This is a genomic window from Burkholderia sp. BCC1996, assembly GCF_905339955.1.
Taxonomy (GTDB): Bacteria; Pseudomonadota; Gammaproteobacteria; order Burkholderiales; family Burkholderiaceae; genus Burkholderia.
This window is the reverse complement of the sequence record NZ_CAJPHM010000002.1, coordinates 220,183-245,709: the sequence shown is the minus strand read 5'-3', so window position 1 is coordinate 245,709 and position 25,527 is coordinate 220,183. Positions and strand designations below refer to the sequence as shown.

At 69.6% G+C, this 25,527-nt stretch carries 25 protein-coding genes; 11 read left to right on the top strand and 14 right to left on the bottom strand.

The genetic code is table 11. From position 1 onward, the window contains the following. Nucleotides 1-27 precede the first annotated feature (27 nt). On the top strand, nt 28-486 hold the full coding sequence (locus tag U4Z64_RS03185; RefSeq protein WP_321799871.1) for a helix-turn-helix domain-containing protein: 459 nt from the start codon (nt 28-30) through the stop codon (nt 484-486). A gap of 280 nt (nt 487-766) precedes the next feature. On the opposite strand, the gene U4Z64_RS03180 is transcribed toward U4Z64_RS03185, so the two are convergent. Both U4Z64_RS03180 and U4Z64_RS03175 read right to left on the bottom strand, forming a co-directional pair. Then, entirely contained in the window at nt 767-1,534 is a 768-nt protein-coding gene (locus U4Z64_RS03180) for an AraC family transcriptional regulator (protein ID WP_321819224.1), read from the bottom strand. A gap of 26 nt (nt 1,535-1,560) precedes the next feature. Beyond that, on the bottom strand, nt 1,561-1,902 hold the full coding sequence (locus U4Z64_RS03175) for an FKBP-type peptidyl-prolyl cis-trans isomerase (protein ID WP_044846591.1): 342 nt from the start codon (nt 1,900-1,902) through the stop codon (nt 1,561-1,563). A gap of 581 nt (nt 1,903-2,483) precedes the next feature. Here U4Z64_RS03175 and U4Z64_RS03170 point away from each other — a divergent pair. Beyond that, nucleotides 2,484-3,401, top strand: a complete 918-nt coding sequence (locus U4Z64_RS03170; RefSeq protein WP_124522642.1) for a metal-dependent hydrolase — start codon at nt 2,484-2,486, stop codon at nt 3,399-3,401. Between the two features lie 437 nt (nt 3,402-3,838). After that, nucleotides 3,839-5,311: a sigma-54 dependent transcriptional regulator gene (locus tag U4Z64_RS03165; RefSeq protein WP_044846589.1), complete on the top strand. Its 1,473-nt coding sequence runs from the start codon at nt 3,839-3,841 to the stop codon at nt 5,309-5,311. A gap of 976 nt (nt 5,312-6,287) precedes the next feature. On the opposite strand, the gene U4Z64_RS03160 is transcribed toward U4Z64_RS03165, so the two are convergent. Next, on the bottom strand, nt 6,288-7,070 hold the full coding sequence (locus U4Z64_RS03160; RefSeq protein ID WP_044846588.1) for an ABC transporter substrate-binding protein: 783 nt from the start codon (nt 7,068-7,070) through the stop codon (nt 6,288-6,290). A 237-nt stretch (nt 7,071-7,307) separates the two neighbouring features. Here U4Z64_RS03160 and U4Z64_RS03155 point away from each other — a divergent pair, with 237 nt between their 5' ends. Beyond that, on the top strand, nt 7,308-7,727 hold the full coding sequence (locus tag U4Z64_RS03155; RefSeq protein WP_044846587.1) for an MbcA/ParS/Xre antitoxin family protein: 420 nt from the start codon (nt 7,308-7,310) through the stop codon (nt 7,725-7,727). 2 nt (nt 7,728-7,729) lie between these two features. Beyond that, nucleotides 7,730-8,428 carry an RES family NAD+ phosphorylase gene (locus tag U4Z64_RS03150; RefSeq protein WP_124522644.1) on the top strand — a complete coding sequence of 233 codons (699 nt, stop codon included), beginning with the start codon at nt 7,730-7,732 and terminating at the stop codon, nt 8,426-8,428. Nucleotides 8,429-8,526: 98 nt separating this feature from the next. Here the strand turns inward: U4Z64_RS03150 and U4Z64_RS03145 are convergent, their stop codons facing one another. Then, nucleotides 8,527-9,252, bottom strand: a complete 726-nt coding sequence (locus U4Z64_RS03145; RefSeq protein WP_044846585.1) for a metallophosphoesterase — start codon at nt 9,250-9,252, stop codon at nt 8,527-8,529. A gap of 136 nt (nt 9,253-9,388) precedes the next feature. Between U4Z64_RS03145 and U4Z64_RS03140 the strand changes: the two genes are divergently transcribed. Continuing rightward, a complete protein-coding gene (locus U4Z64_RS03140) occupies nt 9,389-10,042 on the top strand; it encodes a DUF1345 domain-containing protein (RefSeq protein ID WP_044846584.1) in 654 nt (217 codons plus the stop codon). Nucleotides 10,043-10,276: 234 nt separating this feature from the next. Here the strand turns inward: U4Z64_RS03140 and U4Z64_RS03130 are convergent, their stop codons facing one another. Then, nucleotides 10,277-10,987 carry a class I SAM-dependent methyltransferase gene (locus U4Z64_RS03130; protein WP_321819223.1) on the bottom strand — a complete coding sequence of 237 codons (711 nt, stop codon included), beginning with the start codon at nt 10,985-10,987 and terminating at the stop codon, nt 10,277-10,279. 300 nt (nt 10,988-11,287) lie between these two features. Here U4Z64_RS03130 and U4Z64_RS03125 point away from each other — a divergent pair, with 300 nt between their 5' ends. Then, nucleotides 11,288-12,937, top strand: coding sequence for a DUF3459 domain-containing protein (locus tag U4Z64_RS03125; protein WP_321819222.1), 1,650 nt, complete (start codon nt 11,288-11,290; stop codon nt 12,935-12,937). A gap of 37 nt (nt 12,938-12,974) precedes the next feature. Here U4Z64_RS03125 and U4Z64_RS03120 read toward each other — a convergent pair whose 3' ends face one another. The 5 genes from U4Z64_RS03120 to U4Z64_RS03100 all read right to left on the bottom strand — a co-directional run bounded on the left by U4Z64_RS03120 (nt 12,975) and on the right by U4Z64_RS03100 (nt 17,668). Then, on the bottom strand, nt 12,975-13,559 hold the full coding sequence (locus tag U4Z64_RS03120; RefSeq protein WP_321819221.1) for a thiamine phosphate synthase: 585 nt from the start codon (nt 13,557-13,559) through the stop codon (nt 12,975-12,977). Between the two features lie 22 nt (nt 13,560-13,581). Continuing rightward, nucleotides 13,582-14,922 (bottom strand): hemolysin family protein, encoded by a 1,341-nt coding sequence (locus U4Z64_RS03115; RefSeq protein ID WP_321799888.1) that lies wholly within the window; start codon nt 14,920-14,922, stop codon nt 13,582-13,584. 76 nt (nt 14,923-14,998) lie between these two features. Further along, entirely contained in the window at nt 14,999-15,778 is a 780-nt protein-coding gene (locus U4Z64_RS03110) for a HAMP domain-containing sensor histidine kinase (protein WP_321819220.1), read from the bottom strand. A gap of 67 nt (nt 15,779-15,845) precedes the next feature. Beyond that, complete coding sequence (locus U4Z64_RS03105) at nt 15,846-16,769, bottom strand: DMT family transporter (protein WP_124921418.1); 924 nt, start codon at nt 16,767-16,769, stop codon at nt 15,846-15,848. A 41-nt stretch (nt 16,770-16,810) separates the two neighbouring features. Then, nucleotides 16,811-17,668 carry a LysR family transcriptional regulator gene (locus U4Z64_RS03100; protein ID WP_124486442.1) on the bottom strand — a complete coding sequence of 286 codons (858 nt, stop codon included), beginning with the start codon at nt 17,666-17,668 and terminating at the stop codon, nt 16,811-16,813. A gap of 109 nt (nt 17,669-17,777) precedes the next feature. On the opposite strand from U4Z64_RS03100, the gene U4Z64_RS03095 reads away from it, so the two are divergent. The 3 genes from U4Z64_RS03095 (at nt 17,778) to U4Z64_RS03085 (ending at nt 20,826) form a co-directional block, all read left to right on the top strand. Then, nucleotides 17,778-18,161 (top strand): tautomerase family protein, encoded by a 384-nt coding sequence (locus U4Z64_RS03095; RefSeq protein WP_044845252.1) that lies wholly within the window; start codon nt 17,778-17,780, stop codon nt 18,159-18,161. Between the two features lie 139 nt (nt 18,162-18,300). Continuing rightward, on the top strand, nt 18,301-19,932 hold the full coding sequence (locus U4Z64_RS03090) for a CHAD domain-containing protein (protein WP_321819219.1): 1,632 nt from the start codon (nt 18,301-18,303) through the stop codon (nt 19,930-19,932). A 48-nt stretch (nt 19,933-19,980) separates the two neighbouring features. Beyond that, a complete protein-coding gene (locus tag U4Z64_RS03085; RefSeq protein WP_321819218.1) occupies nt 19,981-20,826 on the top strand; it encodes a TOBE domain-containing protein in 846 nt (281 codons plus the stop codon). Between the two features lie 182 nt (nt 20,827-21,008). Here the strand turns inward: U4Z64_RS03085 and U4Z64_RS03080 are convergent, their stop codons facing one another. The 4 genes from U4Z64_RS03080 to U4Z64_RS03065 form a co-directional block, all read right to left on the bottom strand. Continuing rightward, complete coding sequence (locus U4Z64_RS03080; RefSeq protein ID WP_321819217.1) at nt 21,009-21,710, bottom strand: sulfate/molybdate ABC transporter ATP-binding protein; 702 nt, start codon at nt 21,708-21,710, stop codon at nt 21,009-21,011. Nucleotides 21,711-21,816: 106 nt separating this feature from the next. Further along, complete coding sequence (modB, locus tag U4Z64_RS03075) at nt 21,817-22,494, bottom strand: molybdate ABC transporter permease subunit (protein ID WP_124921428.1); 678 nt, start codon at nt 22,492-22,494, stop codon at nt 21,817-21,819. Nucleotides 22,495-22,504: 10 nt separating this feature from the next. Next, on the bottom strand, nt 22,505-23,302 hold the full coding sequence (modA, locus tag U4Z64_RS03070; protein WP_321819216.1) for a molybdate ABC transporter substrate-binding protein: 798 nt from the start codon (nt 23,300-23,302) through the stop codon (nt 22,505-22,507). 136 nt (nt 23,303-23,438) lie between these two features. Further along, nucleotides 23,439-24,137, bottom strand: coding sequence for a phosphatase PAP2 family protein (locus tag U4Z64_RS03065; protein ID WP_044845257.1), 699 nt, complete (start codon nt 24,135-24,137; stop codon nt 23,439-23,441). Nucleotides 24,138-24,385: 248 nt separating this feature from the next. On the opposite strand from U4Z64_RS03065, the gene U4Z64_RS03060 reads away from it, so the two are divergent. Beyond that, nucleotides 24,386-25,480 (top strand): PHB depolymerase family esterase, encoded by a 1,095-nt coding sequence (locus tag U4Z64_RS03060; protein ID WP_124486435.1) that lies wholly within the window; start codon nt 24,386-24,388, stop codon nt 25,478-25,480. The last annotated feature ends 47 nt before the right edge of the window (nt 25,481-25,527 follow it).

Genomic DNA, 25,527 nt, shown 5'->3' with positions numbered 1-25,527 from the left:
GCAACCGGCGCGACAGCGGAGAACAACATGGCCAGGCAGAAAAGTCTTGCGGATTCGCCGTGCCCGGTGGCACGGGCGACCGATATCGTCGGCGATCGCTGGGCGTTGCTGATCGTGCGTGACGCGTTCGACGGCGTGCGCCGGTTCGGCGATTTCCGCGCGAGCCTCGGCGTCGCGAGCAACATCCTGTCGGACCGGCTCAGGATGCTGGTGGACGCGGGCGTATTCGACGTCGTGCCCGCGTCGGACGGCAGCGCGTATCAGGAGTACGCGTTGACGAAGAAGGGCGAGGGGCTGTTTCCGGTGATCGTGATGCTGCGGCAGTGGGGCGAGGCGAACCTGTTCGAGCGCGGCGAGCCGCATTCGGTCCTGGTCGAGCGCAAGACGGGCCGCGCGATCCGCAGGCTCGCGCTGCGGCACGACGATGGTCGGCCGTTGAAGGCGGCGGATACGGTCGTGCGGAAAGTGGGCGACGAGCGGGGGTGATACGGACGTGATGACCCCGGACGCCGTGCCGAGGACGCCGTGCGACGCAAGGACCGTGTCTTTACCGTTGCGCGGCGTCGCCGCATCGGTCGCGCGCCCGGTGGCGGCCGAGAGTCCCGTTCAAGCGGCTGCAGCCCCCGCCCGATGCGCACCGCTTTCATGCGCGCCACGATGTCGCGCGCGATGACAACGCCTGTCTAAGACCATCCGGCCATGACGCATGGGCGCGATCGGCGCAATCGCGTTCGCTATTGCAGGAAAACGGGTGGCGTCTGGCCGCTCAGTGCCGTTCGCCGCGCCAGCGCCCCGGCGCGACGCCGAAGCGTTTCGTGAACGCGTGCGTGAAGGTGCTCTGGTCGGCGAAGCCGACCATGCCGGCGATGTCGACGAGCGGATGGCGGCCGTCGGCGAGCAGCACGACGGCGGCGTCGAGCCGTAGCCGCTGCAGGTAGCGATGCGGGGTTTCGCCGAACGCGTCGACGAACAGTTGGTGAAACCGGCGCATCCCGTAGCCGCAGTGCGCGGCGAGATCGGCGATGCGCAGCGGCTCCGCGAGCCGCGCGCGCAGCCAGCGGTCGATGCGCGCGAAATCGAGGCCCGCCGCGGGCGCGGCGAGGCTGGCGTCGCCGAGCAGCGCGTCGCACAGACGCGCGGCGGCCTGCCACTGGAAGCGATGCGCGTGCCGCGTGTCGCCGGCCGGGCCGTCGAGCTGCGCGGCCGCTGTCGCGACCTGCGCGACGAGCGACGTCAGCGCCGGGTCGATCGACACGGCACGCGCGCTGTCGAACAGCCGCTGCGGCACCGCGAGCGACGCGGCGGGCAGGTCGAGCACGAGCTGTCGATTGTCGCCGAGGCCCGCGTAATCGTGGCGCGAGCCGGCCGGAATCAGCCAGGCCGCGTGCCGGTCGATGCGCTGGCCGACGCCGTCCACCGCCATCACCATCGCCCCGTCGACGCCGAGCACGACCTGGTGAAAGTCGTGCACGTCGGACGCTTCGCACGCGTCGTAACGGCGCAGCGCGATGGCGGGAGACGGGATGCGTTCCATCGGAAGGACGTCGGCCGGCGGCGTCGTCAGACGGCGAGCAGTTCGACTTCGAACACGAGCGTCGCGTTCGGCGGGATCACGCCGCCTGCACCGCGCGGGCCGTAGCCGAGTTGCGGCGGGATCGTCAGGCGACGCACGCCGCCGACCTTCATGCCCTGCACGCCTTCGTCCCAGCCCTTGATGACCATGCCGCCGCCGAGCACGAACGCGAACGGGTCGTTGCGGTCCTTGCTCGAGTCGAATTTCTGACCGTCGGTCAGCCAGCCCGTGTAGTGGACGCTGACGGTCTGGCCGGCTTGCGCTTCCGCGCCGGTGCCTTCGGTCAGCTCTTCGATTTTGAGGCCCGATGCGGTCGTGGTGACAGACATGACTTCTCCTGAAAGGGGTTGGGTAAAACCGCTATTGTAGGCGAGCGCGCAGGGGGCCGCCGCGGGCGGCGAGGGCACGGCCGCGTGCCGGTCGCGGCGGCGCTCACGCATCTCGCGCGACACGCGAATGGAACGCATGTTTGAATCGTTCGCGGACCGGCTCGAAGGAGTTGCACCATGCGAACGCCGCACGCGTATGAATCGGCGCTATCCGGCCGCTCGGCGTCGCGTCGATAAACCGCCGCGCGACGCCGCAAAACGCCCGTCGCGCGGGGCTTGCGCGCCGATTGCGATTCGCGCGCGCGTCGCCCGCCTGCCGGTTGCGCACGGATGCGCGCGTTCGAATCGCGACCCGCCCGAATGCCGCCCGAAGGTCGATTTCGTCGCGTTGCCGAACGTGCCCTGTTTGGAAGCGCGCATCTACCGCGCGGCTTGCGCGCGGCGTCGGCCGGCGCCTATCTTTACAGCTATCGATGTCAAGATTTGGGCGTTGCGCGATGCGCTGCCCGGGCCCACGCCGGCACGGCCGCAATGCTCGCAACGGCCGGCCGGGCCGCCCGGAAACAAGGAGAACGACGAACATGAAGTCAGCCGCTTCCGCGACCGCGGCCGAGGTGATGCCGGTGCGCCGCGACCTGCGCTTCGACCTGCCGGTCGAACGCGCGAAGGACTGGCACGGGCTCGGCCCGCACGTGACGCACTTCTTCAACGCGCTTTCGCTGCTGTTTCCGGCCGGCGAACGATTCTTCATGGATTCCGTGCGCCACTATCGCGACCGGATCGACGATCCGGTGCTGAAGCGGCAGGTGCTCGGCTTCATCGGGCAGGAGGCGATGCATACGCGCGAGCACGTCGAATACAACGAGCTGATGCAGGCGAACCGCCTGCCCGCGCGCAAGCTCGACAAGCGCATCTGGACCGTGCTCGGTTACATGAAGCGCAAGCTGCCGCATTCGGTGCAGCTCGCGCATACGGTCGCCGCCGAGCACTACACGGCCATGCTCGCCGACTGGCTGCTGCGCGATCCGACGCGCCTCGAAGGCTCGGTCGACGGCTACCGTCAGATGTGGGTGTGGCACGCGCTCGAGGAAACCGAGCACAAGGCCGTGTCGTTCGACGTCTGGAACGTCGCGATGAAGCCGGGCCTGCGCCGTTATCTGATCCGCATCGGCGTCTATCTGCTGACGACGCTGACGTTCTGGCCGACGGTGTTCCTGCTGCACGCGACGCTGTTGTCGCGCGATCGCGACATCGAGCATCGCGTGCGCGGCATGCTGCGCATGCTCGCGTTCCTGTACGGGCCGCGTCGTGGGCTGTTTCCGCGGATCGCGGGCGAGTGGCTGAGCTTTTTCCGGCCCGGCTTCCACCCGTGGGACCGCGACAACCGCCATCACCTCGCGCGGGTCGACGCGCTCGTCGCCGCGTACGGTGAACACGACGGCGCGTCGGCCGGCCGTGGTCGCGCCAACGCGCTCGCGCCGCTCGCATCGGGACGCTGACCCGCTCGCCGCGCTGCCCGGCGCGTGTTGCATTCCTGCATCATCCCCGTTTTATCCGACGATTGACCGGCATCAAGCGGAAACGGTTGCGGGTGCCGGGCCGGTGCGGCCGACCGGGCGTGCCGGCCCGTGCCGCCGGTCCGATCCCGTGTGCCCGGCCTCGCGTGCCGTCCCCGCGCGCCAGCACTGGCGCGGCGTCGGGTGTTCGCGATTGGTCCGGCCTCGCTTCGCGCCCGCCGCGCCACCGGGATAACACCCATCTAGCCGCGCGTCGGCGGCGTCGATATACCGTTCATGAAAGGGTTCGCCCGGCACGCGATTATTCCCCGGGGGGATTTTATTCGGACGAAAATGCGGCCAATATGTCGGTTCGATCGACGTCCGTCGGACGCGGCGGCGAGCCAGCGCACGATACCAACGCCAAGCGGGGAACAACGATGGTTGCAAGGTCACCCGACGCAAGCGGGACGGCGGCGTCCGAGACGCCGCTCGTATCCGTCACCGCTCCCGAGGCCGGACGCAAGCTGTTCGTGATCATGCGTTCGCCGGACGAGCCGTTGCTGGCGCAACTGCGCGGGCTCGGCTGGGATATCTCGGTCGCGAAGACGGCCGGCGCCGCGCAGAACATGACGTCCGGCGTGAACGTCGCCGCCGGGCTCATCGATTTCTCGGGCTTCACGTCGCGCGACTATCCCGCGCTGAAGGCCTGCCTGAGCCAGCCGGCGATCGGCTGGATTTCCATCGCGCAGGCCGGCATCACGATCGGCGCTGCCGTGCGCGAACTGATCCGCAGCTATTGTTTCGATTACGTGACGCTGCCGCTGCCGTACGAATGGATTTCGCACGTGCTCGGCCACGCGCGCGGGATGGCCGCGCTCGATCGCGTCGACGGCGCCGCATACGCGGCATCGATCGGCGAGCACGGGATGATCGGCAACTGCGAAGCGATGCAGCAGCTGTTCAGCACGATCCGCAAGGTCGCGAAAACCGACGCGAGCGTGTTCATCTCCGGGGAGTCGGGCACCGGCAAGGAGCTGACGGCGCTCGCGATCCACGAGCGCTCGGCACGCGGCAAGGGGCCGTTCGTCGCGATCAACTGCGGCGCGATCCCGCATCACCTGCTGCAGTCGGAACTGTTCGGCTACGAGCGCGGCGCGTTCACCGGCGCGAACCAGCGGCGCGCGGGCCGGATCGAATCGGCGAACGGCGGCACGCTGTTTCTCGACGAAATCGGCGACATGCCGGTCGAAAGCCAGGCGAGCCTGCTGCGTTTCCTGCAGGAAGGGAAGATCGAGCGGCTCGGCGGCCAGGAATCGATTCCGGTCGACGTGCGGATCATCTCGGCGACGCACGTGGACCTCGACGGCGCGGTCGAAGCCGGCCGCTTCCGCGCGGACCTCTATCACCGGCTCTGCGTGCTGCGCATTCACGAGCCGCCGCTGCGCGCGCGGGGCAAGGACATCGACATCCTCGCGCATTACGTGCTGCAGAAATTCAAGGGCGACAGCGGCCGCAAGATCAGCGGCTTCACGTCGGCCGCGCTCGACGCGATGCGCCGCTACGAGTGGCCCGGCAACGTGCGCGAGCTGATCAACCGGGTGCGCCGCGCGATCGTGATGGCCGAGAGCCGGCTGCTGACGCCGCACGATCTCGGGCTCGAGGTTCCGGGTGAAACGGAGCCCGTGACTCTCGAACAGGCGCGTTCGCTCGCCGAGCGCGTCGCGATCGAGAACGCGCTGCTGCGCAACGATCACCGGATCAACAAGGCCGCCGCCGAACTCGGCATCTCGCGCGTGACGCTGTACCGGATGATGATCGAGCACGGACTCAACGACCACGACAACTCCGGCGACAACGGCGGGAAGGACGGCTCGCCGCCCGACGACGCCGACCACCAGCGAGTCGGCTGAAGGCGGCCCGGAAGCGTCCGCGGCCGGTCCGTGCGCGGGCGTCCGGCGGCATGTAAAGGGCGTGAAACGTTTCCTGCCGGCGGCTGTGCAAAAAGCCCCGGCAAACGCGGGCGGCGACGCGCGGCCCGCGCCGGGAAAATTTTCCGGCTCGTCCGCGCGCCTTGTCCGGCAAGGCGTTGCCGCCACGCGACCGAGGCCGCTCGCGCCCGGCATGTTTCAGTTTCGCAACGTCCGGCATGTCCCGCCCGTCCGAGCCGCACACTGGTCCGATGAAAGGCTTGTGCCGCCGGCCCCGAACGAAGCTGGCGCGCTCCTTGCACAGGTTGGTGTGCGAGAGTCGACGACGCGTCGTCCGGCCGGTTCGGCAGCGAACCATTCGAGAACCGGCTAGGACGCAGTCCGCGGGGATGACGGCCGGACGGGCAGCATGGCCCCGCTCCGGGCGGCATGGGCCGTCGTCGTCGGATCGTCGGAGCACCGGCGGTGTCCGGTTGCCGGCACAAGCAACGACTCGAATACGGGGTAGAAAAATGAACGATCTCAACACGCCGCGGCCGGCAGGCCGCGATCGCAGTGATTCGACCCATCGCCGGTCGACCGCGCACCTTGCTGCCGGCCGGCACGCGTCGACAGGCCACCTCTCCGCGCCCGGTGCGAGGCGGATCCGGCTGATACCCGGTCATCCGCGCCGGGCCGGTGCTTTCCCGCTCGCCAATCCGGTCCGCATGGGGATGTGCACGCGGGCGCCGATACCCCGGCGCCCGGTCTTCGCTTATTGACGACGTCGAGCGCCTGCGGTCGCCAGCGCAGGCGATCCGTTTGCCATGCGAATGACGTGCGGCATCCGGTTGCGCGATACGGACGATGAAACCGGTGCGACGGCAGACGTCAGGGAGGCGTCGCCGTCCGGCGAGCAGGGGAGGGGCGGTCGGGCCGCGCGCGACGGGCATCGCACCCGTGCGCGCGCGGCGCCGCTTCAGCCGCCGTAGATGTCGAAGTCGAAGTACTTCGACGCGAGCCGCTTGTAGGTGCCGTCCTTGACCATGTCGAGGATCGCGCGATCGATCTTCGCCTTCAGGTCGGCGTCTTCCTTGCGCAGCCCGATACCGGCGCCGATGCCGAGCACCTTCTCGTCGACGAGTTCGGGCCCGACGAACTGGTAGCCCGCGCCGCGCGGCGACTTCAGGAACCCGATCGCGGCCTGCACCTCGTCCTGCAGCGCGGCGTCGAGGCGGCCCGACGTCAGGTCCGCATACACGCCGTCCTGGTTCTGGTACGACACGACGTTCGCACCCTGCTTCGCCCAGTACGCCTTCGCATACGCTTCCTGCGTCGTGCCCTGTTCGACGCCGATCGACTTGCCCTTCAGCGATTCGGCCGTCGGCAGCAGCGGCGAGCCCTTCTTCACGACGAGCCGCGTCGGCTGGTTGTAGATCTTCGTCGTGAAGCCGATCTGTTCCGCACGCTGCGGCGTGATCGACATCGACGACAGCACCGCGTCGAACTTCTTCGCCTTCAGCGCCGGGATCATCCCGTCGAAATCGTTCTCGAGCCACACGCACTTCGCCTTCAGCCGTGCGCAGATCTCGTTGCCGAGGTCGATGTCGAAGCCGACGAGCTTGCCGTCGGGCGCCTTCGATTCGAACGGCGCGTAGCTGGCGTCGGTGCCGAAGCGCAGCGTGGTCCAGTCCTTCGCGACGGCGGGGCCTGCCGATACCGCGAGCAGGGCGATCGAAACGGCGGCAATCAGTCTCTTCATGGTGGTTCTTCCTTGGCGTGGTCTATCCGGTTCTGGGCGACACGGTTGCTGCGGGGACGCACCGCGTCCCGGTGCGCTGTCCGCACGGACATTAACGCAGAAAATAAAATCGCAGTCCAGAATGGACAAAAAATATCGATCCTTCGGGAGGAATGCCGGCACGTCGGGGGACGACCCCTTGCAAAAATACGAAAATGGACTAATCTTGTTAGTAAATTCGTTTCGAGACTAACGATCATGTCACAGCCCGCCTTCGATCCGCATTCCGCCCCGCGGCAGGCTTCGGTCGCGCAGATGTCGGCGGCCGGCCTGCGCGCGTTCTTCAACATCGCGCGCGACTGGGAGCTGACGATCGACGAACAGATCGTCCTGCTCGGCTCGCCCGGCCGCTCGACGTTCTTCAAGTGGAAGGCGTCGCCCGAATCGGCGCGCCTGCCGCGCGATACGCTCGAGCGGCTATCGCTGCTGCTCGGCATCTACAAGGCGCTGCAGATCCTGCTGCCGCAGCCGGCCGCGGCCGACACCTGGGTCAAGCGGCCGAACGACGCCGCGCCGTTCGGCGGCAAGCGCGCGCTCGACCGGATGCTCGCCGGCAACGTCGGCGACCTGGTCGCCGTCCGGCAATACCTCGACGCGATGCGGGGTGGCTGGGCGTGACGATGCCGATCGAAGCAGTACAGCACTGGCCCATGACCGTCGTCGACTGGGCACCTGCCTATCGCGTGATTCCCACTCGTTTTCCAGCCATCAACCTGTTCGACCGCGTCGCGTCCGCCGAGGATTTCGATGCGCTCTATGCGCTCGAATCGCTGACCAACGATCGCATCCGCAACGAAGTCGGCACGCTCGAACTCGTGCCGCCGGCGGAGCGTCGCTACGGCCCGGGCTGGGGGCCGATCATGGCCGCGTTCACGCATCTGAATCCGCAGGGCAGCCGCTTTTCGGACGGCAGCTACGGCGTGTTCTACTGCGGGCGGTCGCGCGATACGGCGATCGCCGAAACGCGCTATCACAGCGGGCTGTTCCTGGCCGCGACGAAGGAGGCGCCGATGCGTCAGCAGATGCGGCTCTACACGGTGTATGCGCAGGGCGACGTCGCCGACGTGCGCACGTGGCCGCAGCGCAGCCCGGCGCTGCTCGATCCGCTCGATTACGGCGCGGGGCAGGCACTCGGCCGCGCGGTGCGCAACGCGGGCGGCGCGGGGATCGTCTATCCGTCGGTGCGCGACCCGCGCGGCGAGTGCCTCGCCGCGTTTCGCACGACGCTGCTGCGCGATTGTCATCACGCTGCGTATCTCGAATACAACTGGAACGGATCCGCGATCGATGCGGTGTTCGAGCTGAACCAGGTGGGTTAGCGCAGTGCTCGCGCACGCAAACGCGCGCGTGAGCGTGAGTCCGCCGAGCGTTGCCGGCCCGCGGCCTGCGCAGGCCCGTTATCGGCGTGAACGTGGGCCTAAGGCAGCGGCAGGTCGCCCGCATGACGCGCGCGCGCGTCGGCCTGCGTCAGCGACCACGTGTCGCCCGTGCGCGGCTCGACGATCGTCAGGCGTCCCGACGGTGCGAACGCGCCGGTGTCGATGAACCATTGCGCGCCGATGCGCTGCGGCGCACGCACCGGCGTGTGGCCGGTGCAGGTCAGCGACAGGCCGGCCTGCCGGGCCGGGTCGACGAGCCCCTGGACCAGGTCGCGCCCCCAGATCAGCCGCTCGCGCACGTCGGGCGAATAGCTGCCCGCGTCGAGTTCGGCGTCCGGACCGAGGAATTCCGCATGCAGCACGTTGAAGCGCGCGGGGCCGTCGCCGATCACGCGTACGAGCGGCAGCGCGTCGACGCGCGCCGCGTGCGCGTGCAGCCGTTCCGGCGGGAGGTCGGCGCCCCAGTCGCCGCCGATCCCGCGCCACGCATCGTGCGACAGCTTGCCGCGCGCGACGAGGCTCAGCACTTCTTCGTGATTGCCGCGCACCACGTGGCACCACGGGCGGTCGAGCAGCTCGAGCGCGGTTTCGGACGCGGGGCCTCGGTCGACGAGATCGCCGACCGAGAACAGCCGGTCGCGAGCCGGATCGAAGCCGATGTCGTGCAGCAGCGCGCGCAGCACATCCACGCAGCCGTGCAGATCACCGACGACGAAGTCGCGGCCGGCCGCGTTCGCGGGATGGTGGCAGAGGACGGGAGTCATCCCGATATCTTAGGCGCTCACGCCAGTCGCAACGTCATGCAGGAATGGCGATAATCGGGGCGGTACCCGCCGGCGCTGCCCGGCGGGCCGTTCGCACGCGGGCCGAACCCTTTCCATCCGCTTTCGGAATCACACGATGACGCTTTATCCGCAGGTATTACGCAACCGGCCGCGCATGGTCGCCGCCTTCGCCGCGGGCGTGCTGTGCGCGCTGCTGCTGCCGTTGCAGTTGCGGCCGACCGCGCGTGCGCTGATCGGCTGGGATTGCACGGTCTGGCTGTATCTCGTGCTGATGTGGGGGCGCATGGTCACCGCACATCACCATCAGGTGCGCGAGATCGCGATCCGCGAGGACGAGAACGCGACGACCGTGCTGACGGTGATCTGCATCGCGACGGTCGCGAGCGTCGCCGCGATCGCGATCGAGCTCGCCACCGCGAAGAACGTCGGCTTTCGTGCCGGGCTCGGCCACTACGCGGTCACGGGCGCGACGCTGTTCGGCGCATGGTTCCTGATCCCGACGATCTTCACGCTGCACTATGCGCGGCTCTATTACGGCTCGCCGAGCAGCGATCGCGCGCTGCGGTTTCCCGACCGCAACCCCGAGCCCGACTACTGGGATTTCCTGTATTTCGCCTTTACGCTCGCGGTCGCGTCGCAGACGGCCGACGTGTCGCTCGCGAATCGCGCCGCGCGTCGCGCGGTGCTCGCGCAGTCGATCCTGTCGTTCTACTTCAACATGGCCGTGCTCGGGCTGTCGATCAACGTCGCGGCAGGGTTGCTGAGCTGACGCGGATGACTTGAGCCGTTCTTACCGATCGCCGCGCTCGAGCGCGGCGGTCGGCGGCCCGCGCGTGGCTCGCTATCGAGACAGCGAGCGATCGGCGGATGCGTGCCGCCGTCGCCACGCGCCATCGCGGCTTCGAGCGGAAAGCGCGTCCGGATGGTGGCCGCGCTGACGCTGCGGCTCGCCGCTTCGCCCCGACTCACGCCGACTTACGCCGACTCACGCCGACTTACGCCGTCACGCGCCGCGCCGCGCCGCGATCCACGCGCCCCAGAACAGGCTCGAGAAAAAGCGCAGCGGCGCATCGAAGCCCGCATCGTGCAGCAACGCGAAGACGGCTTCCTCGGCAGCGGGCGGATCGGCGCCCTGCAGGATTTTCGCCAGCTGCGCACGCACGGCGTCGGGCGTCGCGCCCTTCATCCGCCAGCGCTGCTGCCACGCGTCGAGCAGGCGAGGGTGCTCCGCATAGCGGCGATAGTTGCCCGCGATCACGAGCGGTGCACCGGGCTTCAGGCGGCGCGCGATCGCATCCAGCAGCGCGGCCTTCGCCGCATCGCCGGGGACGTGATGCAGCACGCCGATCAGCGTCGCGCCGTCGAACGCCGGCGCATCGGGCAGCGCGTCGACGCCGGCCTCGACGAATTGCGTGCGGGCGGCGAACCCCGCCGCTTCGACGTTGGCACGCGCGAGCGCGAGCATCGGCGCGGACGGATCGACGGCCGTGAACTGCCAGCCCGGTTCGAGCGCCGCGGGCACGCAGATTTCCTGCCCCGTGCCGCCTGCGCCCACGACGAGGAGCCGCGCATCGCGTACACCGATCGCCGATGCGAGCATGCACGCGGCGAGTTCGTGGCACGCGTCGTAGCCGGCGAGCGCGATGCGGGATTGTTCGGCGTATTCGTGCGCGCGTGCCGGATCGAACTTCGCGGCGCTGGCGGGGAGCGACATGGAGATTCCTCGAATTCTGGCGCGGGCGGGGTGCCCACGCGCGTCGCACCGAGCGTAAGCGCGGGGCCGCGGCGCAACAAGGCGAGCGGCCATTCCGGTATGCGGACTACCCGATTCGGCCCGCATCGCGCGCAACCATTGCCGGGGTCGATTCGCATTTAAAAATGTGAGGATTCGATGCGTCGCGATCGTGAAAGCGGCGCATACTTTTCTTCCCCCCTGCCTGGCCGTCGCATGCCGGGCCCGATGCGCCGCGCGAATCGCGCGGCCATGCCGCTCGGCACGCACGAGGAGCGCATCATGTCAGATTGTCCGCACGATCCGTATGCGCAGCACTACATACACTGCCTGCCGTCCGGCGCGCAGCCCTGCGGTGCGCTCGGCACGTCGCCGCGCACGCATTTCCGCGTGTGGGCGCCGGGCAGCACGCATGTTCAGCTCGAACTCGATACCGGCTCCGGCCCGACGCTCGTCCCGATGACGGCGGCCGGTCCGCACTGGTTCGAAGTGTTCGTCGAATGCGGTGCGGGCGCGCGTTACCGTTACCGGCTCGACGATGTCGTGTCGATTCCCGATCCCGCGTCGCGTTCGCAACCGGACGGGCTCAACGGCCCGAGCGAGGTCGTCGATCCGCGCGCGTTTACATGGCGCAACACGTTCTGGCGCGGCCGCCCGTGGGAAGACATCGCGCTGTACGCGATTCGTCCGCACGCGGTGGGCGGCTTCGACGGCGTGCGCCGCCGGTTGCCGCAGCTCGCGCGTCTCGGCGTGACCGCGCTGGAGTTGCTCGCGTCGCCGCACGACAGCCTGCCGTTCGCGCCGCTCGCGTCCGAGGGCGGCCCCGACGCGCTGAAGGCATTGATCGACGCCGCGCACGGCTACGGTCTCGCGGTTCTGCTGGAACTCGATTACGCGCGCTTCGGCAGCGGCACCGACGCACTGCGCCATTACGCGGTGCCGTTCTTCCATACGCGCGACGATCCGCTGCAGGCGGCGCCGCTTGCGCTCGACCATCCGGAAGTCTGCGACTTCTTCTGCGACAACGCGCTGTACTGGATCGACGAATACCGTTGCGACGGCCTGCGGTTGCGCGAGGCCGACCGGATCGGCACGTCGTGGCTGCGCGAGATCGCCGACCGCGTGCGCGCGGCCGTGCCGGCCGACCGGATGATCCACCTCGTGCTCGGCAGCGAGCGTCATCCGGTGCACCTGGCCGATACGCATTTCGATGCGCAGTGGAACGGTTGCGGAGAACGCGCGCTGCATCGGCTGACGGGGCGCGACACGTCGGCGCACGAAGGGATTTCGCCCCACCAGTCGATCCACACGCTCGCGCGCGCGCTGACCGCCGCAGGCGCGGCGTTCCAGCCGGCGGCGGGGGGCGACGGCCCGTGCGCCGAAGGGCTGTCGCTCACGTCGCTGGTGCTGTCCGACGGCGCGTGGCGTGACAGCGAACAGCGCGACAGCGAGCAGGCGGCGGGCCTCGCGGCGCTTGCGTTGTCGCTGCTCACGCCGCAGATCCCGCTGATCTTCGACGAAACCGCGCGCGATGTCGATCGCGCGCATTTCGTGCAGTCGGCGCTCGCGGTGCGCGCGAAGCTGATCGCGCCGCGGCTGTCCGATTGCCGGCCGCAGGACGCGCATGCGTTGAAGGCGAGCGGTGACGGCGATGCCGACGCGCTGCTCGCGTCATGGCGGCTCGCCGACGACGAGACGCTGACCATCGCGTTGAACCTGTCGCCCGACGCGGTGCCGTTCGATGCGCCGAGCGGGCAGGTCGTGTTCGAGACGCCGGCACGCGCACGCGACCGGGTCGACGAAGGGGAGTTGCCGCCGTATTCGCTCGTCGCGTGGCTGACGGGCGACGTCAACCGGTACGCGCTGACGCACGACGTGCGTCGGATCGACGACCGCGCATGGCGCGCGATGCGTCCCGTTCCGCACGCGTGATGCCCGGAGGGTCGGGCGCTGGCGCGCCCGGCCGCCCTTACCAGAAACCGCGAATGCCCGCGACGCCGTACGCGCCGTGGCGGCGCGCGTCGTCGAGATGCGCGCGCGTCATGCCGCCGAGCGCATAGACCGGCATCGCGGCCTGCGCGGCCAGCGCAGCGAATTGCGTCCAGCCGAGCGTCGGCGCGCCGGGATGGCTCAGCGTCGGCAGCACGGGCGACAGCGTGACGAAATCCACGCCCGCGCGCGCGGCCAGCACGAGATCGTCGGCCGCATGGCAAGCGGCCGACATGCGGCGCGAGGCCGGCAGCGGCCGTTGCGCGACGGCGCGCAGCGCGGTGCCGTCGAGGTGCCAGCCCGCGCCGTCGAGCCGCATCACGCCGGCCGCGTCGATCGGCCCGTTGAGCATCAGTTGCGCGCCGGCCGCGTCGCAGCGCGCGAGCGCATCGGCGGCCAGCCGCGCGAACGCGGCCGCGTCGAACGACTTCACGCGCAGCTGCACGAGCGTTTCGCCGCGCGCGAGCACGGCCGACAGCGTGTCGAGGAATGCGTGGCAATCGGCGGCCGACGCGGACGCCGGCTCCGGCGTGATCACGCAGCAGCGCGGCAGCGTCGGCGTCATCGCGCGCGGCCCGCGGCGGCCGTCATTCGTCGGCCTCCTTCGCGATCTTCGGATAGACGCGCACCAGCACGATGCGCGGACCGTTCATCTTCTTCACGACGACGTCGAAGCGATCGAACGACACGCGCTGCCCTTCGGTCGGCAGATCGCTGAGCGCGTGAATCACCAGGCCGCCGACCGATTCCGCACGCCCTTCGTCGATGTCGATGCCGAGCGCCTGCTCGAGCGACACGACGGGCAGGCTGCCCTTGCCCATCAGCGTGCCGTCGTCGAGGCGGCTCCAGTCCGCGTCGCCCTGGCGGAACTCGTCGTGGATCTGGCCGACCAGCGCACCGAGCAGGTTGTCGAGCGTCAGGAAGCCGATCGGCTTCTCGCCCTTGTTGCCGACCAGCGCGAAGTGCGGCGCGCCCTTGCGGAAGCGGCGGAACAGCTCCAGCGCCGGCGTGTCGGGCTTCACGTACTGCACCGGGCGCACGTAGTCGGACAGGTCTTCGAGCGCCGCGCCGGCGTGACGCGCGAGCAGCAGGTCCTTCAGGTGGATCAGCCCGCTCACCTGTTCGCGCGACGCATTCTCGAACAGCGGATAGCGGCTGAAGCGGTGCCGCGCGACGATTTCCATGTTGTCGGGCAGCGGCAGGTCGCGGCGCAGGCCGATCATTTCATGCGCCGGCCGCATCAGGTCCGACACCGTCATCGACGAGAAATCGAGCGAGTGCGCAAGCGTGTTCCACTCGTCGTTGGTGTACGTGCCGCGCGCCGGCTGGGCCGCGTTGCCCGCGCTGCGGCGGCTGCGCAGGATCAGCTTCAGCTCGTCGGTCGAGTAGTGCGCATCGCCGCCATGGTCGGCCGACAGGCCCGCGAGCTTCAGCACCGCGTTCGCGCTGGTGTTGAGTACCCAGATCGCCGGATACATCGCCCAGTAGAACGCGTAGAGCGGCAGCGCGACCCACAGGCCGACCTTCTCCGACTGGCGGATCGCCATCGATTTCGGCGCGAGCTCGCCGACCACGATGTGCAGGAACGAGATCAGCGAGAACGCGAACACGAGCGAAATCAGGTGCACGATGCGCTCGGACTGCACGCCGATCAGGTCGAGCAGCGGCCCGATCAGTTCCGCGAACGCCGGTTCGCCGACCCAGCCGAGGCCGAGCGACGCGAGCGTGATGCCGAGCTGGCAGGCGGACAGATACGCGTCGAGCCGGCCGTGCACGATCGCGAGGATGCGCCCGCGCAGGCCGTGCTTGCGGGCAAGTGTCTTGACGCGCGTCGCGCGCAGTTTGACGAGGCCGAATTCGGCTGCGACGAAAAACCCGTTGAGGGCCACCAGGAACAACGCGCCGATGAGCGCGAAGATCTGTAACAAAGAATCGCTCCAGTCATGACAGGCCCAACAGTATAGGGCCGGAAAGGGAAATGTAATGTGTCGGGCGGCCGATGGCTTACACCGGCGCCTCGCAGGGGACGGTGAGCGACAGGGTGACGGCGGCGCCGTCGGCGAACGGGGCGTGGGTGAACGAGCCGCCGTGCGCGAGCGCGACACGCTGGCACAGCGCGAGCGCCGCTGCGACGCGCTTCGCGTCGCGCGGGTGCAGCATCTCGCGGCGCGCGAACGGTTCGAATGCATGCGGCAGCGCCGGATCGGCGAGGGCGGCGGCGTTCATGTCGCAGGCGACGTGCGCGACGTACTGCGCGCCGTCACGCGCGCACGTGAACGTCACGCGGCTGCCGGCGGCGCTGGCTTCGACGGCCGTCGTCAGCATCGTCCAGAGCGCCTGCGCGATGCGCTCGCGGTCGGCGGTCAGCGACGGCTCGCCGTCGGGCAGCGTCGCGTCGACGCTCACCTGTCGTGCGTCGGCGAGTGCGCAGCGCACCAGTGCGAGCGTGTCGTCGAGCAGCGGGCGCAGCGCGAACGGCTGCGTGGCGATCGCCAGGGTGCGTGTTGCCGCGCGCGGTGCGTCGAGCACGTCGTCGATCAGCGCGACCTGCTGGTCGATCCCCGCGCGGATGCCCGCGAGCGCGCGTTGCAGGTTCGGGTCGGCGCTGGCGAGCTGGCGCTCGAGCACGTACGCCCAGCTGTGCATCGCGTTCAGCGGGCTGCGCAGGTCGTGCGAAGCGATGGACAGCGCCTGGTCGCGCTGGAACAGCGCGGCCTCGGCGGCATAGTGCGCTGCGCGTTCGCGCAGCAGGTCGGCGGCGGGATCGACGGGAGTGGACGTCACGGGGCTGGCCTGTCGGAAGCGGTTGGCATGAAAAGCACGCGAACCGCCATTATAGGGATCGTGCGTGTCACGCCGGCAGCGCGTCCTCGTCCTTTTTCCGTGCGTCGCCGTTCGGCAGCAACTGGCAGGCGAGCAGGCCGGCGAGCATCAGCGCGCAGCCGACCAGCGCGCGTAGCGTCAGCGTCTCGCCGAGCGCGGCCCAGCCGGCGATGGCCGCGAACACCCCCTCCATGCTGAAGATCACGGCCGCGTGCGCCGGCGCTGCATCGCGCTGCGCGACGACCTGCAGCGTATAGCCGACGCCGACCGACAGCAGCCCGCCGTACAGCAGCGTCGGCAGCGCGCGCTTCAGCATCGCGAGGTTGACCGGCTCGATCGCGAGGCCGGCCGCGAGGCACAGCACGCCGCACGCGACGAATTGCAGGAACGCGAGCACGAGCGGATCGTGCCGCTTCGCGAAATGGCCGACGGTCATCACGTGCGCGGCGATGACCACGGCGCCCGCGAGCTGGAACCAGTCGCCGTAGAGCACCGAGAAATGCTCGTCGATGCTGAGGAAGTACAGGCCGAGCGCCGCGAGCAGCGCGCCGAACCACGTGCCGGCGCCGATCCGGTGGCGGACGAACACGCCCATCAGCGGCACGATCACGACGTACAGCGAGCTGATGAAGCCCGCGTTCGCGACCCGCGTGTACTGCAGGCCGACCTGCTGCAGCGAGATCGACACGGCGAGCAGCACGCCGAGCGCGAGGCCCGGCGCGAGCAGGGCCGGCTCGCGGCGAATCGCCGCGAACTGCGCGCGCGAGCCTGCGTTGACCATCAGCAGCGGGAGCAGCACCAGCGCGCCGAGCAGGAAGCGCAGCCCCGTGAACAGGAACGGCCCGATCACGTCGAGGCTCAGTCGTTGCGCGACGAACGCCGAGCCCCAGATCGCGGCGGCGGCGAGCATCAGCAGGTTGGCACGGAGGTGCTTGCGGGCGTCGGGTTTCATCGGCATTCGTCAGGGGATTGCGGGCAGCGGAACCGCGTAGTTTACGCCGAGATTGCAAGGCTGTCGGAAAACCTGCGAAGTGCGGCCGCCGCGCGGGCGTCGCGCACGCGTGAATACAGCACGACCTGCGAATGCGGCAGCGGCGGCAGGCCGAATTTCGTGCCGACGTCGACCAGCGTGCGCGGCGCGACCCGCCGGGCCAGCGGGCACACCGCGAGCCCGGCCGCGGCGGCGGCCGTGACCGCCGCGACGCCGCCGCCCGTAAAGCGCTCGCGCCACGGCCGCCCCGCATGCTCGAGCGCACGCAGCGCGGCGGCCCGCACGCCGCACGGCCCGGCCAGCACCGCGAGCGGCAGCGGCTCGCCCGCGCGCGGCGCCCAGTCGGGCGCGGCGAGCCATGCGAGCGGTTCGGTGAACAGCAGCGTGCCGTCGTCGCGCGGCGGATCCTCGCCCGGTTCGTGCCGCACGATCGCCGCGTCGAGCCGCCGTTCGTCGTATTGCGCGAGCAGGCTCGCCGACATGCCCAGATGCATCTCCAGCGACAGCCCGGGATCCTGCCGGTGCAGGCTCGTCAGCACGGCAGGCAGGTCGGGCACCGCGACGTGCTCGCTGACCCCGAGCGACAGGCGGTGCGTGCCGGCCGAAATCGCGCCGAGCGCCTGGTCGTGCGCGTCGAGCAGCGCGCGGGCGGCCGGCAGGAAGTTCTCGCCGTCCGCCGCCAGCTTGACGACGCGCGGCGTGCGTGCGAGCAGCGGCTTGCCCAGGTGCGCTTCGAGCCGCTTCAGCTTCAGGCTGACGGCCGATTGCGTGGTGCCGAGCGCGTCGGCGGCGCGCGTGAAGCTCGCGAGATCGGCGACCAGCACGAATGCGCGCACCGCATCGAGGTCGAGGACTTTCATTTCGAATGTAAATGAATGAAATATCGGATGATGACTGTTCATTATAGTTCTGCGCGCCTAACCTGACCTTGCGTTTCCGATTCTCAACGTCACCGAAAGGAGCAGGACCATGCCATTCACCCGTATCGCCGTGCGCGAAGGCAAACCGGCCGCCTACCGTGCGGCGCTCGTCGACGGCGTGCACCGCGCGCTCATGCAGACGTTCAACGTGCCCGAGGACGACATCTTCATGGTCGTGACCGAGCATTCGGCCGAGAACTTCTTCTTCGGCCGCCACTACCTCGACATCGAACGCAGCGACGATCTGGTGATGGTCCAGATCACGGCGAACAACACGCGTACGCTCGAGCAGAAGCAGGCGCTGTACCGGACCATCGCCGAGAATCTCGCGCGGCAGCCCGGCGTGCGGCCGCAGGACGTCTTCATCAGTCTCGTCGAAGTGCTGAAGGAGGATTGGTCGTTCGGCAATGGCATCGCGCAATACGTCGTCTGATACGTCGTTTGATGCGTGACAGGGGCGACAGGGCCAGATCGTCGCCAACGCATATTGGCCGCGTGTACTATGGAAGCTGCTTCACGGACGACGCCGGCACGGAGGACGTGCCGGCGATTCTTCATGTGCAGGAGCCTCCATGTCGCGTGTGCTGGAAATCGTGTTGTGCCTGTCGCTGGAAGGTTGGCCGGTCAGGGCCGGAAGCCGGGCCCGTGGTGAGCAGCGCGACTTCGGCGCCGAACTCGTCCGTGCGTGGCGGATCTGTCCGCAGGTGCGGATGCGGCGAGGCCAGGAACGCGTGACGATCGAGCCATGCCAGGTCGAGGAAGCCGAGCCGAGCCCCGGCGAGTGCTGGTGGACGTGGATCGAGTCGAACGCGCACGGCCGGCGGGTCGTCGCGTCGCGCACGAAGGCATTCGCGCCCGGCGTCGTGGAGCGCGAACTGTTCGATGCCGAACACGCGGGCATCGCGGTGGCCACGCCCGCATCGGCGCCGATCGCCGATGCGGATGCGCCGCAGGCGATCGGCGAGGGCGACCGCGTGACGCCCGACGCCGTTGCCGAAGCGGCGCTTGCCGCATCGTCCGGGCCGGCGCCGCTGCGGCTCGTCAGCGAGCGGCGGCGCGGGCGCTGGGCGGACGACAGCGGCGTGGTGGTCGAGATGACGCTCGACGACATCATTCTGCACCGTGGCACCGAACCACCGCGCCGCCAGGTCGAGCTGCGCCTCGCGGCGCCCGACTGGGAAACCGTCGCCGCGCGCACGGCCGCGCTGCGCGCGCTGTTTGCCGCCGCGCGCGAGCTCAGCGGCGCATGGCCCGCGTTCGTGCAGCTCACCAGCGTGATCGACCGCGCGTGCGCGGGCGAACCCGCCGTTGCGAGGCCGGTCAAGGCGCAGCTCGTCGACCTGAGCGGCATCCGCACGCAGCGGGCCGCGCTGTTCGCGCTGTCCGGCGACATCGCCGCGCAATGGCTCGGCAACGAGGGCGGTGTGCTCGATCGCGACGATCCCGAGTTCGTGCACCAGATGCGCGTCGCGCTGCGCCGGCTGCGCACGCTGATGCGCTTCTTTCCACGCTTCGCGGACGAGCAATGGAAGAACACGTTCGGCGCCGACTTGCGCTGGGTCGCGTCGCTGCTCGGCACGGTGCGCGACTGGGACGTGTTCTCGACCGAAAGCCTGCCCGCGCTGATCGCAGCCGACGGCGGCAGCCCCGACTGGGACGGCACGCTCGACGCCGCGCGCGTCCAGGCGACGGCGGCGCGCGTCGAACTGCGCCAGGCGTTGCATTCGGCGCGCTATGCGCGCCTGACGCTCGGCTGGCTCGAATGGCTGAGCGCGCTCGCGCTGCCGCCGGCCGCCGGCGACGACGACACGCCGTCGCTGCGGCGCCACGCGACCAAGCGCGTGCGGCGGCTGTTCGGTCACCTGTATGCATCGCCGTCGCTCACGTCGCTCGACACGGCCGCGCGGCACCAGGTGCGGATCGACGCGAAGCGGCTGCGCTACGCGCTCGAGTTCTTCGCGTCGCTGGCCTCGCGCCGCACGCGCAACGAAACGGTCAAGACGCTCGCACGCGTGCAGAGCGTGCTCGGCGAGGCGAACGACACGATCGTCGCGCTGCATCATCTCGAGCAACTGGCGGCGCCCGCGTACCAGCTCGGTTTCGTGCGCGGCTACGGTGCGGCGCTCGAGCAACGCGCCGCGCGCGACGCCGAGGCGCTGCTCGCGAGCCTGCGCCCGCCGAAGCTCGACGGCAAGCCACGTTGAGCGGCGCGCGCTCACTATAATGGCCACCCGTTTTCTTCCGACAGACCGATGAGCGACGCATCGCCTCCTTCCTCTTCCGCCGGGCCGCTCGAACTGGGCGGCGAACTGTGGCTGCGCGCGGGCGAGCAGACGCTCGGCGGCGCCACCCGCATCGCGCTGCTCGCGGCGATCGGCGACACCGGATCGATCACGCGCGCGGCAACGGCCGTCGGGCTCAGCTACAAGGCCGCGTGGGAGGCGATCGATACGATGAACAACCTGGCCGGCGAGCCGCTCGTGACGCGCTCGACGGGCGGCAAGGGCGGCGGCGGCACGACGCTGACGCCGCGCGCGACGTCGCTGATCGCCGCGTTCCGCACGATCGAGCGCGAGCATCGCCGCTTCATCGACGCCGCGAGCGCGGCGGTGTCCGGCTTCGACGTCGACTGGGCGCTGATCGGCCGGATCGGGATGAAGACGAGCGCGCGCAACCAGTGGTTCGGCAAGGTCGAGTCGATCGTGCGCGGCACGGTGAACGACGAGGTGACGCTCGTGCTGCCGGGCGGGCAGGCGATCGTCGCGGTGCTGACGCACGAAAGCGCCGACGCGCTCGGCTTGCAGCCGGGCGCGGATGCGTGCGCGCTCGTGAAGGCGTCGTGGGTCGTGCTGGCGGTCGACGACGACGGCGGAACCGACGCGACCTTGAAGGTGTCCGCACGCAACCAGTTGCACGGGACGGTCGAAACGGTCACGGCGGGCGCGGTGAACAGCGAGGTGACGCTGGCGCTCGACGGTGGCGGGACGCTCACGGCCGTGGTCACGAACGACAGTGTCGGCGCGTTGCAACTCGACGCCGGCCGGCGTGCGATCGCGCTGTTCAAGGCATCGAGCGTGATTCTCGCGGTGACGGGCTGATCGCACGACGGCGGCGCGCGCCGTCCCTGTCGATGACCGTGGGCGGACGCGGCGAAACCGGCGCCGCCCGACATGTAGGAGGCGCCGGTTTCGATCCCCTTTTCAGCTCGTTCCAGCTTGTGCCGCACGTGCGGCTTCTCTCAGGCTCCAACGTGGCCACATGGGCCACCGCCTTCGCGCGATCACGTGACGCGCGTCGGCCACTCGGCGTGCGGCGTTGCGGCCTGCACGCGTCCTTCGCTCAATTGCACGACCTGATCGCCGAACGCGGCGACGTCGTCGGGATCGTGCGAGATGAGCACCATCGGGATATCGAGCCGCGCCTGCAGTTCGGCGAGCTCGTGGCGCATGCGCTGGCGCAGCGCGCCGTCGAGCGCCGCGAACGGCTCGTCGAGCAGCAGGATGTGCGGCTGCGCGACCAGCGCGCGGGCAAGCGCGACGCGCTGTTTCTGCCCGCCCGACAACTGCGACGGGAATTGCCCGGCGAGCGTGTCGAGTTCGAACGCCTGCAGCCAGTACGCGACTTCGGGCGGCACCCCCTTCGCACGCGGGTTGCGCAGGCCCGGCGTGAGCCCGAACGCGATGTTCTGGCGCACGTTCAGGTGCGGAAACAACGCATAGTCCTGGAACAGATACGCGACGCGGCGTGCACGGGTCGGCACGTCGATGCCGCGCGCGGAATCGAACAGCGTTTCGCCGTTCAGCGTGATCGTGCCCTCGTCGGGTGACAGCAAGCCGGCGATCGCCTGCAGCGTCATGCTCTTGCCGGCGCCGGACGGCCCGAACAGCACGACGCGCTGCGTGCCGGCCGTAAACGACACGTCGAGCGTGAAGCGGCGCTCGGCGTTCGCGTAGGTCTTGCGGATATCGACGGCGACGCTCATGCGGGCCTCCGTCGTGCCGCGCCGTGCGTGCGCGAAACCGCCCGCGCGACGGGACGGCGTGTTGCCGCGACCGGTGCGGCACAGCGGTACGGATGCGGTCGGCGCGTCATGTCGGCTGGCTCCGTCCGGCACGCGACGGCACGAGCCAGCCGGTCGCGAGCAGCACGAGCACGCAGGTGATCGACGTCACCAGCACGAGGAAATTGGCCGTGCTGTCGTCGCCGGCCTGCACCGCCGCATAGATCGCGACCGACAGCGTCTGCGTGCGGCCGGGCAGGTTGCCCGCGATCATCAGCGTCGCGCCGAATTCGCCGAGCGCGCGCGCGAAGGCAAGCAGCGCGCCGGCCAGGATGCCGCGCGTGGCGAGCGGCAGCGTCACGCGGAAGAACACCGCGGCTTCGCCGAGCCCGAGCGTGCGCGCCGCGCGCTCGAGATGCGGATCGACGCTTTCGAACGCGGCGCGCGCCGATTTCAGGATCAGCGGAAACGCGACGACCATCGACGCGATCACCGCGCCCTGCCACGTGAAGACGAGTTCGATGCCGAGCGTGTCGAGCCACGCGCCGAACACGCCGTGCCGGCCGAGCAGCACGAGCAGGTAATAGCCGAGCACCGTCGGCGGCAGCACGAGCGGCAGCGTCAGCAGCGAATCGACCACGTCGCGCAGCGGCGAGCGCCAGCGCGCGAGCACGAAGGCGGCGGCGACGCCGAGCACGATGTCGAGCGCGGTCGCCCAGCCGGCGACCTTCAGCGACAACAGCAGCGGTACCCAGGCGTCCTGCATCATGCTGCGCTCACTTGCCCGCGGGCTTGAAACCGAACGTCGCCAGCACGGCCTGGCCCTGCGGCGACGCGACGAAGTCGATGAACGACTGCGCCTCCGCGGCATGGCGGCTGTCCTTGACCACCGCGATCGGATAGGTGATGGCCGTCTGCGTCGGCACGGTCAGCGCGACCTTCACGCGGCCCGGCATGATCGCCGCGTCGGTGCCGAACACGAAGCCCGCGTCGACTTCGCCGCGCGCGACGTAATCGAGGCTCTGGCGCACGTTGGCGGCCAGCACACCCTTCGCGCTGACGGCGTCCCACACGCCTGCCGCGCGCAGCGCGCCTTCGGTGTAGCGGCCGACCGGCACCGACGCCGGGTCGCCGTACGCGATGCGCTTCACGCCGGGCGCCGTCAGGTCGTTCAGCGACGTCGGCGCGGCCGCACGGCTGTCCGCCGGCACGATCAGCACGAGCGAGTTCGCCGCGAAATCGCGGCGCGTGCCCGGCACGATGACCTTTTCGCTGACCGCGCGATCCATCGCCTTCTGGTCGGCCGAGGCGAACACGTCGGCCGGTGCGCCCTTGGCGATCTGCTGCATCAGCACGTCCGACGCGCCGAAGTTGAACAGCACCTTGGTGTCCGGATGCTGCTTCTGGAACGCATCGCCGACGGCCTTGAACGCGTTCGTCAGGCTCGCGGCCGCCGACACGACCAGCTCGTCGGCAGCGCAAGCCGGCGCGCTGGACGCGATGCCCGCGGCAAGCGCGGCGAGCGGCAGCAGGCGGAGCAGGGTGCGGCGAAGCGGGTGGACGGTCGAGCGCATGGTCGGGGCGTTTGAATGGTTGGAAACCGTAATCGTAATATAGGGCGGGTTATAACGCTCGACATACCGCTAATGCGACGGCGCGCATGACGATCTTCAGACTTGAAAGGCGACCGGATGACGTGCGTGCGGCCCGTCACGCGTGCAGCAGCGGCTGCGACGAATCGGTGCGCTGCAGCGACGACGGCTGCGATGCCGGCCGGTAGTTCGGATTCGCTTTCCAGCGGGCGCGGACGAACGGCCGCTCGTGCCCCGACAGCTCCAGCGCGACCCTGGTGACCCAGCGGTGCGACGGCACCGTGATGCCGTGCAGTGCGACGGTGACGAGCGCGAGGCTCGCGACGACCGCCGCCACCGACCAGCGGTGCGGCACCGCGTGCCACGAGCCGGCGATGAACGCCAGCGCGGCGATCGCGCCGACGATGCAGCCGGTGATCGATTCGGACGGCGAATGCGCGTCAAGCGCGACGCGCGACACCCCGACCGCGATGCCGGCCGCGAGCCCGAGCGCGATGCCGGCGATCCGCACCGGCGTGCGCGTGCGGATCAGCGCGAGGAAGATCGCGACGGGATAGACCGACGTCGACAGCATCGCGTGGCCGCTGAATCCCGTGAAGTCCCACGCGCGGATGCCGATGCCCCAGCCGAGGAAGGCGATCTTCGTGAGCGCGACGACCCCGATCGCGGCCGCGAGCACGCCGAGCCACGCGGCCGCGCGCTGCCACGAGTAGCCGAGCGCGAGCCATACGGCGATCGTGATCGCGAGCGGCAAGGTCAGGCCGGCGCCACCGAACGCGGTGATCGTGATCCACAGGTGAGAGGGCAGGTCGAACATCGGGAGGGGAACGAGCAGAGGCGGGACGAATGCTTAAATCAACGCGCGAGCCGGGAAGAACGACTACAACGGATACAAGCGGCCAAACCCCAGTATAGCGCCGCGTGTGTTCGAGGCCCGTTTTTTGCGCCGAGGGGAACTCTCCGCGCGCAGGAAAAATCCCAGAAACAATGTTATGGTGCATTGCACAAAGTCGAATGATGCACCCCGTGTCGTATCCCTATTTTTCCTGACTGCGAGCCCGATTGATGACCAAAAGTCTGACGAAGGTATGGCTAGGCGGCATGAAACGAATGCTGTCTCCGGCCGCCAAACGCGCGGCGCGCGAGGCCCAGCGGATCGCGCGCGATACGCTCGAGGCCGCCGCATCGCCCGCCGCAACCGATCTGTCCCCGCCACGTGAGTCGCGCGTGCGGCCGCGCGCGGCCGCCTGGGCGGCCGGCGAGTGGACGCGCGGCGAGCATCCGATGGCGCCCGCGCTCGGCCGCCTGGTCCAGCAGCTCGCCTACGGCCTGTACGTCCCGCCTGGCCGTCGGCGCGGCGCGATACCGCTGGTCGTGATGCTGCACGGCTGCCAGCAATCGGTCGACGAGTTCGCGCAGGGCACCCGGATGAACCTGCTGGCCGACAAGTACGGTTTCGCGGTGCTGTATCCGGAGCAGTCGCTGCGGGCGCATGCGCACGGCTGCTGGCACTGGTATGAAGACACCGACCGCGCGGGCCGCGGCGAGGCGGATGCGGTCGCGTCGCTCGTCGATGCGCTCGTCGACGAGCACGGCTTCGATGCATCGCGCGTCTACGTCGCCGGGCTGTCGGCCGGCGCGGGCCTGGCGGCGCTGCTCGCGCTGCATCACCCGGACCGCTTCGCGGCGGTCGCGCTGCATTCGGGCCCCGCGCTCGGCGAGGCGAATTCCGGGATCAGCGCGATGGACGTGATGCGGCGCGGCCTGCGGCAGAACCCGGCTGCGGTGGTCGACACGCTGGTCGACACCGGGGCCTATCCGGGCATGCCCGTGCTGATCGTGCAGGGCGACGGCGACCATGTCGTCGCACCGAAGAATGCGGACCAGCTGACGGTGCAGTTCATGCGCCTGAACGGGCTCGCGGACAGCCGCGGCGCACTGCGCGGCGGCGAGCGGGTGGAGACGCGCGAGGCCGGGGCGCAGATCACCGACGTGCGTCGCGACGGCGAGTCGATCGTGCGGCTCTGTCACGTGAAAGGGCTCGATCATGCATGGTCGGGCGGCGACGAGGCGGTGCCGTTCCACGCGGCGGTCGGCCCCGATGCGAGCGCAATGATCTGGACCTTTTTCGAAGAGAATCGCCGCACTGTGGCGACCTGACGACGCACCTTCCGATCGATGCTGGCCAAAGGCTAGGGTTTTCCCTA